Source organism: Lysinibacillus halotolerans (genome assembly GCF_003711845.1).
In the GTDB taxonomy this organism is placed as follows: domain Bacteria; phylum Bacillota; class Bacilli; order Bacillales_A; family Planococcaceae; genus Ureibacillus; species Ureibacillus halotolerans.
This window is the reverse complement of record NZ_RHLQ01000019.1, coordinates 24322-41466: the sequence shown is the minus strand read 5'-3', so window position 1 is coordinate 41466 and position 17145 is coordinate 24322. Positions and strand designations below refer to the sequence as shown.

Below are 17145 nucleotides of genomic sequence, written 5' to 3'. Positions count from 1 at the left end.
TATTCCCCCTTGAATTTTAAGCGTTTACATTTTCCGATTTGAAAATATCCCCTAGTTATTTTTAAAATTATAAATCTACTAAAAACTTTTATTTCACATGGTAAAATAGTTAAAAATACTCTATTTGGAGGAACCATTATGCAAAACTTATCTACAATACTTGTGACAGCTTATGCAAAAGCTCCTCAAGGCACTTCGATGTATGAAGTGTACAAGCACGCAGGGATTGTTTTAGAAATTGATAAAAAGACTCATAAAATTATCGATGCTGAGTTTACTTTTGTAACAAGACTTGCACAAGACTTTTTCAGACGTATGCTTGTCGGTTTTGACATTACATCCAATATTGATGAATTAGTCTCCCGTGTTGAAGATCATTATGTAACACCATCAACAGGGTCTGTCATTGTTGCTATCAAATCTGCACAAAAACGTTATTTAGAGAAAATCAAAAATAGTTGATGAAAACTGCCAAATGTTAAATTTGGCAGTTTTCAACTATCGTCGAAATTCCTAACCCACCCGCAATACATAAAGTAACTAAACCATAACGTTTACCTGTTCTTTCTAATTCATGAATCAATTTTGTCATTAAAATTGCCCCTGTTGCCCCAATTGGATGACCTAATGCAATGGCTCCTCCGTTTGGATTCACTTTTCCAATATCTAAATTTAACTCTTCCATCACTGCCAATGACTGGGCTGCAAATGCTTCATTTAATTCAATAACGTCAATATCTTCTATTGTTAAATTGGCTTGTTTTAATGCTTTTAACGTTGCAGGTACTGGTCCAATCCCCATAATGGTTGGATCCACCCCAGCAGCAGCCTGTGCAATGATTCTTACTTTCGGTTTTAAGCCTAATTGATCTGCTTTTTCCTTTGACATTACTAATAATGCCGAAGCACCATCATTTCTCCCACTACTATTACCTGCTGTAACAGAACCTTCTTTTCGAAATACAGGTTTCAAAGTTGAAAGTTTTTCAATTGAAGTAAGTCGTGGATGTTCATCGACGGAAAATACCGACGTTGATTTTCTTCCCTTCACTTCATAAGGAACAATTTGATTTTCAAAGTAGCCTTCTGCAATGGCATGATGGGCACGGTCTTGGCTTAATTGCGCAAAGGCATCCTGGTCTTCACGGGAAATGTTATATTTTTCCGCTAAGTTTTCTGCCGTCTCTCCCATCGTATGAATGTTGTAATGATCAGGTTGTGACCCCGGTTGACTTTCTGTATTCGGATCAAGAATTAATCCGTTACCTGCGCCAAAACCATAACGAGCATTGCGAATATAATAAGGAGCTGTACTCATTGACTCTGTTCCACCAGCAATAATGACATCACTCAGCCCTACGGCAATTTGTTGAGCGGCATTATTTATCGATTGTAAGCCTGATCCACATTGACGATGTACCGTATAGGCAGGAACTTCAATAGGTAATTTCGCTCGTAAAGCAGCAACACGAGCTACATTTGATTGATCTGCACTTTGTTTTGCTTGTCCTAATATTACTTCGTCTACTTCACTACAATCGATTCCTGTTCGTTCTACTAGTGCACTTATCACCTTTTCAGCAAGGAAATCCGCTGTTTCATTTTTTAAAGAGCCACCTAATTTCCCAATCGCAGTTCGAACACCGTCGATAATTACTACTTCCTTCATAACGGCTTTCCCCCTAATCTAAGTGAGTTAATAAACTCTGCTTCAGTATTCTTTTCTACTTCTTCAATTGTTACCCCCGGCATTAATTCCGTTAAATGTAATTTTCCATCCAAATATCGGAATACTGCTAATTCAGTAATGATAATATCTACACTTCTATTAGAAGTAATAGGATAAGTACATTCCTTCAACAATTTACTTTTTCCATCTTTAGATGTGTGAGTAGTAGTGACGATTACTTTCTTTGCACCTTCTAGTAAATCCATCGCCCCTCCAACTCCGATAATATTTTTCCCTGGTACTGCCCAGTTTGCGATTTGAGCCTTTCTATCCACTTGGAGTACTCCTAATATAGCAACATCGATATGTCCACCACGAATCATGGCAAAGGAATCCGCACTATTAAAAAAGGATGATCCAATTCCTTCTCCTACCGGTTGCTTTCCAGCATTCACCAAGTTCGGATCCATATTTTCTTCTATTACATCTTCCACCCCGAGCATGCCATTTTCGGTATGGAAGAATACTTTTTTATCCTCTACATACTTTGAAACTAAAGTTGGAATGCCAATTCCTAAATTGATGACCTCTCCCTCTTGTAGTTCCTGTGCTGCCCTTTTTGCAATTAATTCTTGTACTAGGTTAGCCATTGTTAACGACACCATCCTTTGTTAACACTTTTTTAGCAACAATCACACCATCAATAAAAAGATGGGGTGTGACGATTTCATCGCTTTTTAATTGACCAACTTCTACTATTTCATCTACTTCTGCTACAACATATTTAGCTGCTGTCGCCATTATCGGGTTAAAATTCCTTGCTGTTTTGTAGTAAATTAAGTTTCCAAGTGTATCTGCTTTATTTGCTCGAATGATTGCAACATCTGCTTTTAAAGCTTTCTCAAAAACATATTCTTCTCCATCAATTACTTTCGTTTCTTTTCCTTTTGCAAGATCTGTTCCAACGGAAGTTTTTGTGTAATAACCACCAATTCCAGCTCCACCTGCACGAATGGATTCAGCCAATGTTCCTTGGGGCATTAATTCAATTTCAAGCTCCCCCCGTTGATATGCTTCACCAACGTCCCGATTACTAGTGAAATAAGAGCCAATTGCTTTTTTCACCTTTTTTTGTTGAAGCAATTTTCCGAGTCCTTTTCCCTGCTCACCTAAGTTATTGCTTATAATTGTTAAGTCTTTTACATTTAATTCGACTAATGCATCGATTAACGTAAGGGGCGCCCCAACAAGTCCAAAACCGCCAACCATGATCGTCTGGTTGCTTTGAACAGTAGCCAACGCCTCTTTTTCTGTCTTGAAAATTTTCATTGTTGTCATCACCCCGTTATTTCTCTATTAACGCATCACTAATTTCAAACCAAGATGGTATTCCTGCAGTTAATAAGCAGGCATATCCTAATTCAGCTAATTGGGCTTCTTGTACTCCTACCTTTCTTGCCTTTTTAGCCCAAACATCTGTTTCTTCGTTATTTAAAGTAGTTGTATATATCCCTGTCATTAAAATATGTTTCATCTGTGTTGTAACAGAATTTGTTTCGAGCAACTTTGCTTTTAAAGCGTTTACATCTCCACGGTCAAATAGAATTGCCAACTGTTCAAAATAGCTTCTACTTTGATCTGAAGTTGCAAACTGTCCATAAAAACGAATAATCTCTGAACCATTACTTTCATGGGATATTTTGATAGATTTCGCTCCCGTTAACTCTAGGGCATATTCAAAGGATTGCAATCCGATTTGCAACGCTTTTTCACCTCCGTAGTGATATGCCACTACTAAATATTCCGCAAGCTCTTCTAACGTAGCTCCTCCGTCTATCGAACCTTTTGTATGATAAACCATGCTTCGTGCATATAATCTTGCGGCATTCATTCCAACTAATAAAATATCTTTCTCTTTAACTGATAAAGCCCCCGAAGACATTGCAGCACCCCGTAAAGCAGTATAATGTTGTAACATTTCAGGATTGTAGTCGTACATTTTTTGAACCCATCCAGGAATTACACCATAAACTTTTTTAAAGTAATCAAGTCCTAGTGACACGTATATTCCCCCTTAGAAAATAAAAAATGGCTACACTCCTCCCGACATCATAAAACCTTTGTCGTTTTGAGGAATGCAGCCAACTATTCGAATCGGTTATGAAAGGAAAGTTCGTTTCCTTACGCCTCTTCGATAGGCCATTCAATATGATTTGATATAATGTTTGCATAATTTTCGCTAAATTTCAACTCTTTTTTACAAATTTTTTAAAAATTGAACAATCGCTTTATTAACTTCAGGTCGATTAGAAAATACTAATGTATAATGGTTACTCGGAGATGTGAACTTATGAATATTTTTAGCAAATTGTAAAGTTTTACTGTAATGCTCTGCTAAAAATAAGGCAGGATTTGTTCCGATATTACCTTCCGAGTGAATTAATAAAATCGGACAATATATGTTCGAAAAGACTTGGGATGGTTCATATTCAAAGAAACTTTCTAAGTCTTGACGAATTTTTGCTTCATCAGATTTATTTTTCCAGTATCCATCTACCTTTCCAATTTCATAATGACCAACACTTTCAATATGATCTGTCCATTCCACACCGAGACGACCATATATCCCTTTAATCTCATCTATGTAACTTTGCGCACTTTCATATAACTTACTAATGCGTCCTAATGAAGGTTCAATAATGTTTCGTTGATGGTCAGTAGCAGTTGCTGCACCATCCAATAAGATTACACCTTTTACGTCTGAGCGTTTACTTGCAACGTTTGCCATTATAAAAGCCCCCATTGAATAACCCATCAAAATTGGATTTTCAATTTCCAACTGTTCTAAAAGAACAAGAATATCCTTTGTATGTTGTTCAATACTTGTATTTTCGGGAGCTTGCCCACTATTTCCGCGCCCTTTTAAATCGACCGAAATAAAACGATAATCCCCTTTTAACAATTGTGCATAATAATGCATTTGTTTGTGATTACCCGTTAAACCATGTACGGCTACAATTGTTCCTTGAGTTCCAGGATAATCTGCATAAAATAATTCTCCCCCGTTCACATTCACTACATTTGTTTCCACATCTACCCCTCCTCAACATTTAGAATCATTTTTACACCCAATGTTTTTAATTGTCAAATTTCATATTTATCAACTTTTTGTTATATTGATATAATTATAAACCGGATTATAAATCGTTCAAATTCACCCTTCAGCAGAAAATGTCATATATCAAAAAAATACTATTTTAAGTTATTTCGAAAAAAGTAGGAATCCAGACGATGTCGAATTCCTACCTATTCAAACAATTAAACAGTCTCTACTAACTCTTTTTTTATTTCTTCTATTTGACCAATATGGCGTAGCTCATGGTAACCGACAAGAGATATCCATTGTTTTATAGATAATACTCCAAATCGACGATGTTCCATTGTCCTTTCGTTTAAATCATCTTCACTTAAATTTTGAATCACTTTTTCCAATGAATCTCTAGATTGCGATAGTTTCGTTTTTAATCCCTCTAATGTTTGAAACTTATTCGATGGATTTAAAATTTCCGGAGCAGTTACTTTTTTAGTCCGATCGGCAACCATTTGAACGGGAAATGATCCTGGTTCTTCGAATTCACTTTGGTTCAAAGCATGATGAATTAATCTAATGACATTTTCCTCCATCAAATGTAAATGTTCTAGTACTTGTGCAATACTCCATTTTCCTTCTTCCACTACTTCGTTTAATTGTGCATCTGTTAAACCTACTACACTATTCCAAACTTCTTCTCGAGCTTTTTTTATTTCCATTTCCATCCTCCTCAAGTACAAACGGTCTCTTATTCACTTATTCTATTTATCTCTCATTTAGAACCTTATAGTCAAATTAAAAAGTGAGACGTGTGAACATCTCACTTTTGAAATGGGGTATTCTGTTCTTTTAGGAGGTGGGTGAATAGAGAATGTTAATTAAAAGCATTGGAAGAATAATATTCGATTTCGGTTGATAGAATCATACACCCAACCTCTCGTTCCTCTCCATCGGAATCCAATTATTTGGTTTCCAAAGGCAATCATAGGGAAGAACCAAAAACTATTACCGTTTCTTAGCCAAATAAAAGTATTTCGGAAGAAACACCGTCTAATTCCACCTATTCCACCTCTGCTAGCGAATTCTTGTTGTTGGAATGAAGTCATTTGTGGTGTAAAACTTGGTGGTGGTGCCGTTGGAGCTTGAAGTTGGCCTGGACCTCCTCCTGGGAATCCACCTCCCGGGAACCCTGGAAATTCTCCTGGGCCACCGCCACCTGGGAATCCCGGAAATCCTCCTCCCGGAATTCCTGGGAAACCTCCTGGAAATGATTGACGTTGTGGGGACTCATCATTAAAATCAATAGGACGCACTGCAAAATCCTCCCTTCTTTTATGAGCTAACATTAATTTATGTAGGAATAAAAGGTAGGCTTAGGTTGAGTATCATGAGTCAACAATTTTCTTTGAAAACTTTTTCCAATTAGCTTGTCTAATTTCTATATAGTCAATCACCTATCCTTTAAAAAATCCCCTTTTGTATACTTACGAATATTATCCATTTTCTTGAATATGTTTTAACGACATGCTTTTTCTTTCCCTTACACTAAACTATTTTGGCTGAACAACTTAGAAGGAGCTGAATTTTATTCTTCAATTTGTCATTCCAAAAGAAAAATATAGCCTATGTCTCGTGAATCCAAGTAAAAAGGATGTTCATGACGTCTATTTAAAGTATTTTGGGCATGTAGTAAAGGGGTCTATTTACTATGACTTTCAACCAACCTATATGCAAACGGAAATTCTTTTTGGAGAAAGTTACGCAATTCTCGAAGAATATAACCAACGGGATTTGGATTTAGATACTACCTTTCACTACGAGGTGCTCTATGTATCCGATGAAGGCCTTATTCTAAAGAAGTTTTATCGAAAAAAATTAGAAAATATAAAATCCCTCGAATCTCATCCATTATTCCAATCTGCTATTTGGATGATAGAGGAGAGAACAAGTGAGTATATTAATACGGAGGATATAATCCAGATTGTTTCAAAAGATGTTTATGCAGCAAAAGTACCTACCAACAACAGTACTTATCACTATTTAATGAAAAAAAGCGAGCTATTTGAACCGTTTTTTAAAGACTTATATAACGAAATGGAAAGCTATTATAATGGAGATAAACGTCACTCTATCGAAAAATGGGATTTCGCAGAATTTTTACAAACAGAATATGGTGTTCAATTTGAACACTCTGAAGGGGTTGACATCATTCTATCCAACTGTTTAGGAATGATGCGTAAATTGAATATAACGAAAGAAGAAATGGCTGAGTATTTTTGTAAATATATTTTGTAACCTAGCAACAATGCTAAAGTAGTATTAGAAAGGTGTTCTAATACTACTTTTTTGATATCCTTTTTTAATCCCTCTAGCTTTTTACTCCTAAAAAATCGGAACTCTTTTTTTATTTCCCACTACTTTTTATTTGAAATTGAATAATAATGTGACCTTTTTCCTCATAAATTAAATAAGAAAAAGAAACTATGATAAAAAAGGAGGATATAGAAATTTTTTACATCTTACTATTCATAACAGGAATTTGTTTAATACTGGCATTAAAAAAGAAGCAATTTAAGCTATTAACCATTCCTTTTATTGCAATTGCTCTCTACATAGTAGCGGAAATTATTATGATTCCCCTCCCACTTTTAGACACTGTTAAATTTATATTCAGCCTTCAATAACTATGCAAATTTGACTATTCCTCTTTAAAATTTACCTACAACAAATCATCCCTTATTTTTAAAAACACCTTTTCTAAAGGAATAAAATTTAATTATTTTTCCTTTGTCTTTTACAGTGAAGTGAAAATAAAATTCTCCAATAAAAAGGAAGTGGGAAAGTATTTAATAGAAACTTTTAAATCCTTAAATTATCCTTGCAACAATTATTTGGGGAATTTAATCCACAGGGGTGAAAAGGTGAAAAAAATTGATAAAAACATTGCAGATGCCTATTTTCGTGAAAAAAACATTTATATGGTGATCTATTTCATCATCTGGGCTCTTGTTTCTTATGGCATCGTGTTAATAGCAGAGCCATTAAGTAATATTTACTTTAATGGTTTTCCGTTTCACTATTTTATGGGGGCACAAGGAGCTCTAGCAGTATTTATTATTTTATTGTTTGTGAATGCCATCGTTGGGGATAAAATTGACAAAAAATATGGAATTGATCATAGGAAAAACGAAGAAATTGGGAGCAATAGTACAGTAAATCATTAAAGAAGGTAGTTCATTTAAAGGGGGATAGTTATTGGATACACAATTTATTGTATCGCTTGCGATTATTTTAGCGACCTTCGCCTTGTATATTTACATCGCTGTTTATAACAAAGCAAAAGCAACATCGGATTTCTATGTGGCGAGCCGCGGTGTGCCTCCTATTTGGAATGGGATGGCAATTGGTGCCGATTGGATGAGTGCAGCTTCCTTCATTGGTATGGCTGGTACGATTATGGTGCTTGGCTATGATGGTTTAGCTTATATTATGGGGTGGACTGGTGGCTATTTATTATTAACCTTCTTACTCGCTCCACAATTACGAAAGTCTGGTAGTTACACCGTTCCTGAATTTATTGGGGATCGATTTAAAAGTAATACAGCCCTTGTAATAGCAGCAATTTGTACGATGATTATCAGTTTTACTTATTCTATCGGTCAACTTTCAGGTTCAGGAGTGGTCATTGGACGACTTTTTGAAATTGATGCGAAGCTTGGAACTATGATTGGCGTTGTTTTAATTGCGGTTTATGCAGCCTTCGGAGGAATGAAAGGGATTACATGGACCCAAGTAGCTCAATATCTTGTATTAATTATTGCCTACTTAGTACCTGTTATCTTTATGTCCCTTCAAATTACCGGAAATCCACTCCCTTGGTTATCGTACGGTGAAATTGTTGGAAAGTTAGGCGAATTGGATCGGGAACTCGGTCTTTCCGAATATTTTGCTCCCTTTGAAAAAGGAACGAAATGGCAATTTCTTGCTCTAATGTTTACATTAATGGCTGGTACAGCTGGTCTTCCTCACGTTATCGCTCGTTTCTATACTGTATCAACGATGAAAGCAGCTCGATGGTCAGGAGCTTGGGCGCTATTATTTATCGGATTATTATACTTCTCTGCACCTGCCTATGCTGCGTTTTCTCGTTTTATTCTTATGACACAGGTTGCTGGAAGTAAAATTTCTGAACTTCCTGCTTGGACAAAAACATGGGTGGATACGGGGTTATTAAAAGTAGCTGATACTAGCGGCAACGGTATACTTGAATGGACCGAATTAGTAATTGCAAACGATATTGTCGTAATGGCTACACCAGAAATTGCAAATCTAGGTGCTTTTGTTATTGGTTTAGTAGCCGCTGGTGCAATGGCTGCAGCATTATCTACAGCTGGTGGATTGTTAATCGCTATTTCTTCTGCCTTTGCCCACGATATTTATTATCGAATTTTAAAACCGACGGCAACAGATCAACAACGTTTAAAAGTTGGACGTATTACAATTGTTGTGGCTACTCTTTTAGCTGGCTTAATCGCCTTAAATCCTCCAGGGGCTATAACGCAAATTGTGGCCTGGGCATTTGCACTCGCTACAGGAACATTCTTCCCAGCATTAGTACTAGGTGTTTGGTGGAAACGTTCAAATGCTCAAGGTTTAATAGCTGGATTACTTGTTGGACTTGGTGTCACACTAGCTTACATCTTCGCTGCCAAGTATGGTGGATTTACAATTCTAGGCATTATTGATACTGGTGCCGGTATTTTCGGAGCCATTGCTGCCTTTGCTACGAACATCATCGTTTCCCTTGCTACAAAGCCACCTTCCCAAGAAATACAAGATTCAGTTATTAACCTTCGCTATCCAGAGCAAATGACTTATAAAGACGGTGAAGTATTCATGAAAGAATAAACTATAATAGCCAAGTATCACACCATTTTGTGAATGCTTGGCTATTTTTTAATTGTCCAGTTTGTGTCTAATCTTTTTTTAATTATTTTTTTCTTCTTATAAAAACGAAACTTACGAATATGGAATTCGTATAATAAATATCAGTACATTTTTCTAGCTTAAATTTCTATTTAGAAAGGAATGATTCGATGTTAGATAAAATTTTAAAAGGTTTATTAGGCGGAAATCATGGCCACGGTCATCGTCGTCGTTATTCAAGTAGTAGTCGCAAACATTATTCTCATAAACATAATTATTATGGTCATAAACACTATAAAAAAGGTTACAAACGTAGTTCAAGAAGTTTCTTCAGTTCCCGTAGCTTTTTCAGTAGCTAATGTTCGATTACTTTTCTGAAAAGAAATATGACCAAATTGTAAAAGACTATATCAATCAACAAACAGCATACCATTTTATCGAAATGATTGGCTTAGGTTCTTATGGTGTTGCCTATTTAATTGAAGACGCTGTTACAAGGGAGAAATTTGTTCTAAAAAGAATGAAGGCAAAGCATATTCGTAAGGAAAAACTACGAAATAAGTTTTTCCAAGAAATTAATATGTTAAAAGATATCGATTTCTTTAACGTCCCTTCCGTTTTATTTCACGGAGAAATTCAAAAGTTACCTTACTATATAATGGAGTATGTAGATGGGCAAACCTTTGAACAAGTAATTTTTAAAAATGGTATGCGCTTTTCTATAGAACAATCACTTCAAATAACAAAGAAACTTCTTGAAATTGTTATTAAATTTCATAAAAAAGGAATCGTTCATCGAGATTTACGTATTCCTAATATTTTGTTAAAAGATAATCAAATATATATTATTGATTTCGGCTTAGCTACTTACATGAAAGAAGATGTAAATCTAAAGGAAATTAATAATCCTAAGCGTGCCGAAAATTATATTAGTGATCTTTACTTTATTGGTCATTTTCTTCTGTTCTTACTATATTCAACCTATACTCCGATGAAAAAAAAGGAACGTAGTTGGCAAGAAGAATTAGAGCTACCCCCACAAGTAACAGAATATATTGAACGATTGCTTTTAATTCGTTCACCATTTAGTAGTACCGAAGATGCATTAGTATCCATTCCTTTAATAGCCCAACTACAAAGCTAACTAAGTTTTGAAAAGTACTACCTTTTTATTTCAAAAATTTTCAAAAACTTGTATTCATAAGTATTTGCTCCTCATTTTTTGTCTATCCTTTTAGGAGAAACAAAGGAGGAAACCACAAATGCTAAAATTTGAATCCGAACTTGAAGGGAAACAAGTAGAATTTGGCTCTTTGCGGGATAATATTAAACGCTACGGATTTTGTTTAGGTAGCTATTGGGATTATGATCAAGGTTTTTTTGATACAATTTTATACAAAAAAGATGAAGAAACAATATACTTGCGTCTTCCCTTTGTAGTAACAAGCGGGATGCTTGATTCAAGTAAGGCACGTATTCAATTTCAAACTCCCTATGTTATTAAACACGTTGTAAACCTTGGTTTAGATTTTGATGAAAGTTCTTTACTGGAGGCAACTGGTTTTAGTCAATTCCAAGATCCAGTAGATAAAGATGCTGAAATTCAACATAAACATAAATGGGTTGAAGCTGGAGAACAGGTTGTTAACAAAGTCCTTCAATATATTAATTAAAAAACACTCTATAAGAAAAATGAGCAATCATTTTTCCTATAGAGTGTTTTGGGTTTCTTATCCATTATTCACTTCAAAACAAAATCTAAAGGCTCTACTCATTGTAGTAGGAACGACAGACGCATGATTTTCATCCATCGTGATAAATAACTGTTGATGTATGCTAGTAGGTAGCTCTTTATAAAAACGTACAGCATCCTCCACCATAAATCCTTCCCTCACCCCTACTATCATGTAAAGGGGACCATTGTTCAAACACCTTCTGTTTCTATACATTACTCTTTTCACTTTAAGTATAGTCCTTTTAAAAAAAGAATCCACCTAAAAAGCGGATTCTCCAATCGTTTAACTATATTGATGTTGATGTAAACGGGCAAAAATTCCATTGTCCGCTATTAATTCATTGTAGGACCCATCTTCTTCAATGCCTTTTGGCGTAACAACAATTACCCGGTCCGCATCTTTAATTGTAGCAAGACGGTGGGCAATGACAAGGGTAGTACGATTTTCAGCCAGTTCTGCCAAAGATTCTTGAATTATTTTTTCCGTTTCAGTATCCAGTGCAGAAGTCGCTTCATCTAAAATTAATATCGGTGGATTTTTTAAAAACATTCGCGCAATGGCAAGACGTTGTTTTTGTCCTCCTGAAAGTTTTAAACCACGCTCTCCAATTTGTGTTTCAAGACCTTCTGATAAACCTTGAACGAACTCTTCCAAATGGGCTTTTTTCAAGGCATTTTGAATTTCTTCCTCGGTCGCGTCCCGTTTTCCATATGCGATATTTTCTCGAATCGTCCCTGTAAATAGGAATACATCTTGCTGTACAATCCCAATTTGCTCGCGTAATGAACGTTTTGTCATATCTCGAATATCGATGCCATCTATCGATATAGAACCACTCTGCACATCATAAAAACGTGGTATTAACGAACAAATCGTAGTTTTTCCTGCTCCCGATGGGCCGACAAATGCCGTCATTTCACCTGCTTTTAACTCAAAGGATATATTGTCTAAAATCGTTTTATCCTCTTCATAACCAAATGTAACATTTTCAAACTTAATGTCACCGTGTAAATAAGGTACGTCGATAGCACCTGCTTTATCCTGTACTTCAGGTTGTTCACTTAATAATTCTTGGAATCGTTTAAAACCAGCCATCCCTTTCGGATATAACTCAAGTAACGCACTAATTTTATCGATTGGCTTAATTAACACATTTGTGTAAAGAACAAAGCTTACCAATTCCCCATAGGATAACTGGTTATTAAAGCTTAACCATGCCCCCACAACTAATACGACTAAAGTTAATAGTCGCGTCATCATGTAAATACCAGAATGGGTACCTGCCATCACTTTATAGCCAAATAACTTTGCTTTTTTAAATAATCCATTTTGTTCACGGAAACGTTCCATTTCAAAAGCTTCGTTTGTAAAGGATTGTACTACTCGAATACCGGAGACACTGTCTTCCACACGACCGTTTACTTCGGCAATTTTGCCATACATTTCCTTCCAAGCTGCATTCATTTTCTTATTGCTAAAGGTTACGATCCAAACTAAAAATGGTACGGCAACTAATGCTACTAATGCTAAAGTCGAATTAACATTGAACATAATTGCAAATGCCCCGATAAACGTCATAACGGCGATGAAAAAATCTTCTGGACCATGGTGAGCAAATTCTCCAATATCGAATAAGTCGTTTGTAATTCGGCTCATTAGATGGCCTGTTTTATGATTATCAAAGAAACGGAATGATTGTTTTTGGAGGTGATTGAATAAATCCTGACGCATGTCCGTTTCAATATTGATACCTAATTTATGACCTAAATAGTTTACGATAAAGTTTAAAACTGTGCTTAATGCATAAACAAGTAATAATAAAATACTTACTTTTACAATTGTCCCCCACTCATTCGTAGGTAATAATGTATCGATAAACCATTGAACAGCAATTGGGAAAGCTAATTCCAAAATCGCTACAATGATTGCACTTGTAAAGTCAACGATAAATAAACGCCTATGTGGTTTATAATACGAAAAAAACTTTGAAAGCATAGATGTCTCCTCTCATTTCGGTTTGCGAAGTATTTTCCCACTATTTTATCTTATATGCAGTTGAAATGTTAGGCTTAATTTAAATTTATTTTAAGTTCAATATTTTCACTAACTGCTCATTTAAAACGTTAGCCTTTTGTTGAAAGCCTTCTTTATACCATTGAATGATCATTCCTAAAATAGCATTTGCTTGATAGGATGCGTAAAAATTCGGATCAATACCCTCATTTACTTGAAAATGCTCTTTAGCATCTTCTGTAAATAACCGTTTCGTCTCTTCGAATAGTAAATAGTAATAAGTTAAAGGCACATTTTTAGAAAAGACAATACGATAAAACTCTTTATATTTTTCAATATGATGGAAAATTCGTATCGTCGATGGATCCAATTCACTTGTTTTTATTTTTACAACATGGCGATATGGTTCTTGATAGGAGTTAGCCAAATCCTCCATCATTTCCCTAAAATATTCTTCAAATAAATCGCCAACTTGAGAATAGTGCAAATAAAATGTTCCCCTATTAACTTTTGCATTTCTACATATTTCAGAAATTGAAATAGATTCTAACGGTTTATTTTTTAATAAAGTAAGCAATGCTGTATGAAGAGCTTCCTTTGTTTTTATAATCCGTAAATCGACTTGACTCAAAATTTATTTCACCTCTTTATAAACAAAATATTTAATATGTGTTCATTAATGAACAGTATACATGTTTTTGCTTATTGAAAGCGTTTACTTAATATATTTATAATATTTATTGTACAGATGTTCAATAAATTCAGGGAGGATTTTACTATGAGATTGCAAGATAAAGTAGCGATTGTAACTGGTGCAGCATCAGGTATGGGAAAAGCAATTGCAGAAGGTTATGCAAATGAAGGTGCAAAAGTCGTTGTATCAGATTACAATTTCGAAGGTGCAAAAGCTGTTGCAGATGCAATTAACGTAAATGGTGGCGTTGCTATCGCTAATCGTACAAACGTTGCTGAATTAGCAGATTTGGAAAATTTATTCAAAGAGACAAAAGACGCCTTTGGTAAATTAGATATTATAGTAAATAATGCAGGAATCATGGATGGTATGGAGCCTGTAGGTGAAATCTCTGATGAAAAATGGGATCGGGTATTTGCGGTTAATACTACTGGTGTTATGCGTGCGATGCGTATTGCAACGAACATTTTCTTAGAACAAGGCTACGGTGTAATTGTTAATAATATTTCTGCAGGTGGTTTACGAGGAGCTCGTGCTGGTGCAGCTTATACTGCTTCTAAACACGCTGTAACTGGTTTAACAAAAAATACTGCCTATATGTATGCTAATTCTGGAATCCGTTGCAACGGGATTGCTCCAGGAGGAGTAGCTACAAATATTAGCGCTTCCATGACAAACGTCTCTGAATTTGGTGCTGGTCGTCAAATGACTGGTAATGCGACAATGCCGCGAGTTGGTCAACCAGAAGAAATTGCTCAATTAGCGATTTTCTTAGGTTCTGATGAATCAAGCTTCGTCAACGGCCAAGTAATTGCTGCCGATGCTGGTTGGCTAGCTTACTAAGCACAACAAAATAAAGCTTTTGAGTGTAGAAAAGGTGATTTTCACTTTATCTACACTCTTTTTATTTTACTTATTATCCAACGACTCTAAATACCGATATAGGGTTGATTTACTGATTCCAGTTTCATTTTTAATATCGTGCAATGAATATTTCCCTGAATGATACATTAAAATTGCTTTTTGAATGCTTTCACCCGACTTTTTAGGACGACCAATTATTTTTCCTTGTTCTTTAGCATGTGCTAGTCCAATCGTTGTTGACTGTTTTACAATATCTTGCTGAAATTCTAGTATAACATCCATTATTTCTTGCAAAGAAAAGTCCAATTTCCCTTTACTTTCAATACCCTCTTTTAAAAAACGAATTGTTACCTTGTCTTTTTCACATATTTTTAATAGTTCCATCAAATGCCGTGTTGTATCAGCCAATGCAAACATTCGTTCAACAATAATCGTATCTCCTTCTTGAAGTAACATAAGCATTTGCTCAAGGGCAATCCGTTTTTTGGGGGATCCATGTTGTTCACGGAAAATTTCATTACAACCTTTTAGTACATGTAACTGATTTTCACATTGGATATCATTATAAAGGGGTCTAATATAACCGTAGATCATTTTATCACTCCTAAATAAATTCCCAAAAAGGTTCCATTTTAGGAATAGAGGTGTTATGATAATCAAAGATTTTTTTCTAAAACTTCAAACAAAGCAAATTGTTATGTAAAGGAGAATACCATGCAAAGTTTAAAACAACAATGGTTTGGTAACGTGCGTGGCGATATTTTATCAGGAATTGTCGTAGCACTCGCACTCATTCCAGAAGCAATCGCCTTTTCCATTATAGCAGGCGTGGATCCTATGGTAGGGCTTTATGCATCGTTTACGATGGCTGTTACGATTGCATTCGCCGGTGGACGACCGGGAATGATTTCTGCAGCAACAGGCGCTATGGCCCTTGTTATGGTTCCATTAGTTCGGGACTACGGATTACAGTATTTATTTGCAGCAGCAATTTTAACAGGATTAATACAAATACTTTTTGGTGTTTTCAAAATTGCTAAGTTAATGAAATTTATTCCGAATGCTGTCATGATTGGCTTCGTCAATTCATTAGCTATATTAATTTTTATGGCCCAAGTACCGCATTTTATCGGCATTTCAACAATGACATATGTATTCGTCGGTATAACACTTCTTCTTGTCTATACGTTACCACGTTTCATAAAAGTCATTCCCGCTCCCCTTATTGCAATCATTCTTTTAACGTTTATTGCGATTTTTGGAGGCGTTGAACTAAGAACAATCGGGGATTTAGGATCCATAACGCAAACTTTACCATCCTTCCTCATACCTAATGTTCCTTTTAATTTTGAAACATTACAGATTATTTTCCCGTTCTCATTATCCCTTGCTATTGTAGGTTTAGTAGAGTCATTATTAACTTCCCAAATTGTCGATGATATGACTGGTACGGAAAGTAATAAAAATAGAGAAGCTCGCGGTCAAGGGATTGCCAATATCGTCACTGGGTTCTTTGGAGGGATGGCAGGTTGTGCTATGATCGGTCAATCCGTTATTAATGTCAAGTCCGGTGGTCGCGGTCGTCTATCCACACTAGTAGCGGGCTTATTTTTAATCTTTTTAATTATCGTTCTCGGAGATTTAGTAGTTAAAATTCCAATGCCAGTACTTGTTGGAATTATGATTATGGTGAGTATCGGAACCTTTGATTGGAGCTCCTTTAAATATTTAGTAAAAGCTCCTAGAACGGATGTCATAGTCATGCTAACAACTGTCGTCATTGTTGTTTGGACTCATGATTTATCAAAAGGTGTTATAGCAGGGGTCATTTTAAGTGCGATTTTCTTCGTTGTAAAAATTTCTACAGTAAAAATTAAACAAGAAGGTAATCAATTCATTGTATATGGTCAGCTATTCTTCGCCTCAACCGAATCTTTTATTGACTACTTTAAAAAGGTCGAAATTACAAATAACCAGATTCAACTTGATTTCTCAAATAGTCGAATTTGGGATGATTCTGGTGTTGGTGCATTATTGAAAGTGGAAGATTTATTAAGAGAAAAAGGGATTCAAGTTGAAGTGATCGAATTAGATGCTTCAAGTAAAAAAGTCATCTCAAAATTACAAGGAATGTCATCATCTCATTAAAGGG

The 17145-nt window shown here is 35.5% G+C and carries 19 protein-coding genes; 8 read left to right on the top strand and 11 right to left on the bottom strand.

What is annotated here, in order from left to right:
- Positions 1-138 precede the first annotated feature (138 nt).
- A complete protein-coding gene (locus tag EC501_RS09300) occupies positions 139-462 on the top strand; it encodes a DUF3870 domain-containing protein (protein ID WP_122972012.1) in 324 nt (107 codons plus the stop codon).
- Positions 463-478: 16 nt separating this feature from the next.
- On the opposite strand, the gene EC501_RS09295 is transcribed toward EC501_RS09300, so the two are convergent.
- The 7 genes from EC501_RS09295 to EC501_RS09265 form a co-directional block, all read right to left on the bottom strand.
- Positions 479-1669: a thiolase family protein gene (locus EC501_RS09295; protein WP_122972011.1), complete on the bottom strand. Its 1191-nt coding sequence runs from the start codon at positions 1667-1669 to the stop codon at positions 479-481.
- Positions 1666-2319, bottom strand: coding sequence for a 3-oxoacid CoA-transferase subunit B (locus EC501_RS09290; RefSeq protein ID WP_122972010.1), 654 nt, complete (start codon positions 2317-2319; stop codon positions 1666-1668). The genes EC501_RS09295 and EC501_RS09290 overlap by 4 nt, the downstream gene beginning before the upstream one ends.
- Positions 2312-2998 (bottom strand): CoA transferase subunit A, encoded by a 687-nt coding sequence (locus tag EC501_RS09285; RefSeq protein ID WP_122972009.1) that lies wholly within the window; start codon positions 2996-2998, stop codon positions 2312-2314. Before EC501_RS09285 ends, EC501_RS09290 begins: the two co-directional genes overlap by 8 nt.
- Before the next feature lie 16 nt (positions 2999-3014).
- Positions 3015-3731, bottom strand: a complete 717-nt coding sequence (locus tag EC501_RS09280; RefSeq protein WP_122972008.1) for a carboxymuconolactone decarboxylase family protein — start codon at positions 3729-3731, stop codon at positions 3015-3017.
- A 195-nt stretch (positions 3732-3926) separates the two neighbouring features.
- Positions 3927-4760, bottom strand: coding sequence for an alpha/beta fold hydrolase (locus EC501_RS09275; RefSeq protein ID WP_122972007.1), 834 nt, complete (start codon positions 4758-4760; stop codon positions 3927-3929).
- A 227-nt stretch (positions 4761-4987) separates the two neighbouring features.
- Positions 4988-5479: a DinB family protein gene (locus EC501_RS09270; RefSeq protein ID WP_158599697.1), complete on the bottom strand. Its 492-nt coding sequence runs from the start codon at positions 5477-5479 to the stop codon at positions 4988-4990.
- Positions 5480-5638: 159 nt separating this feature from the next.
- Complete coding sequence (locus EC501_RS09265) at positions 5639-6073, bottom strand: hypothetical protein (protein ID WP_338322897.1); 435 nt, start codon at positions 6071-6073, stop codon at positions 5639-5641.
- Between the two features lie 319 nt (positions 6074-6392).
- On the opposite strand from EC501_RS09265, the gene EC501_RS09260 reads away from it, so the two are divergent.
- From EC501_RS09260 to EC501_RS09230, 5 genes are all read left to right on the top strand, one after another.
- Positions 6393-7055 carry a hypothetical protein gene (locus EC501_RS09260; protein ID WP_148037820.1) on the top strand — a complete coding sequence of 221 codons (663 nt, stop codon included), beginning with the start codon at positions 6393-6395 and terminating at the stop codon, positions 7053-7055.
- Between the two features lie 626 nt (positions 7056-7681).
- A complete protein-coding gene (locus EC501_RS09250; RefSeq protein ID WP_122972003.1) occupies positions 7682-7984 on the top strand; it encodes a DUF4212 domain-containing protein in 303 nt (100 codons plus the stop codon).
- Positions 7985-8015: 31 nt separating this feature from the next.
- A complete protein-coding gene (locus EC501_RS09245) occupies positions 8016-9668 on the top strand; it encodes a sodium:solute symporter family protein (protein ID WP_122972002.1) in 1653 nt (550 codons plus the stop codon).
- Positions 9669-10044: 376 nt separating this feature from the next.
- On the top strand, positions 10045-10830 hold the full coding sequence (locus EC501_RS09235; RefSeq protein WP_122972000.1) for a serine/threonine protein kinase: 786 nt from the start codon (positions 10045-10047) through the stop codon (positions 10828-10830).
- A gap of 118 nt (positions 10831-10948) precedes the next feature.
- On the top strand, positions 10949-11359 hold the full coding sequence (locus EC501_RS09230; RefSeq protein ID WP_122971999.1) for a YugN family protein: 411 nt from the start codon (positions 10949-10951) through the stop codon (positions 11357-11359).
- Between the two features lie 57 nt (positions 11360-11416).
- Here EC501_RS09230 and EC501_RS18400 read toward each other — a convergent pair whose 3' ends face one another.
- From EC501_RS18400 to EC501_RS09215, 3 genes are all read right to left on the bottom strand, one after another.
- Positions 11417-11563 carry a hypothetical protein gene (locus EC501_RS18400; protein WP_206613376.1) on the bottom strand — a complete coding sequence of 49 codons (147 nt, stop codon included), beginning with the start codon at positions 11561-11563 and terminating at the stop codon, positions 11417-11419.
- 141 nt (positions 11564-11704) lie between these two features.
- A complete protein-coding gene (locus EC501_RS09220) occupies positions 11705-13417 on the bottom strand; it encodes an ABC transporter ATP-binding protein (protein WP_122971997.1) in 1713 nt (570 codons plus the stop codon).
- A gap of 85 nt (positions 13418-13502) precedes the next feature.
- On the bottom strand, positions 13503-14066 hold the full coding sequence (locus EC501_RS09215; RefSeq protein WP_122971996.1) for a TetR-like C-terminal domain-containing protein: 564 nt from the start codon (positions 14064-14066) through the stop codon (positions 13503-13505).
- 147 nt (positions 14067-14213) lie between these two features.
- On the opposite strand from EC501_RS09215, the gene EC501_RS09210 reads away from it, so the two are divergent.
- On the top strand, positions 14214-14972 hold the full coding sequence (locus EC501_RS09210) for an SDR family oxidoreductase (RefSeq protein ID WP_122971995.1): 759 nt from the start codon (positions 14214-14216) through the stop codon (positions 14970-14972).
- Between the two features lie 66 nt (positions 14973-15038).
- Here EC501_RS09210 and EC501_RS09205 read toward each other — a convergent pair whose 3' ends face one another.
- Positions 15039-15587, bottom strand: coding sequence for a recombinase family protein (locus tag EC501_RS09205; protein WP_122971994.1), 549 nt, complete (start codon positions 15585-15587; stop codon positions 15039-15041).
- Positions 15588-15707: 120 nt separating this feature from the next.
- Here EC501_RS09205 and EC501_RS09200 point away from each other — a divergent pair, with 120 nt between their 5' ends.
- Positions 15708-17141 (top strand): SulP family inorganic anion transporter, encoded by a 1434-nt coding sequence (locus EC501_RS09200; RefSeq protein WP_122971993.1) that lies wholly within the window; start codon positions 15708-15710, stop codon positions 17139-17141.
- Positions 17142-17145 lie beyond the last annotated feature (4 nt).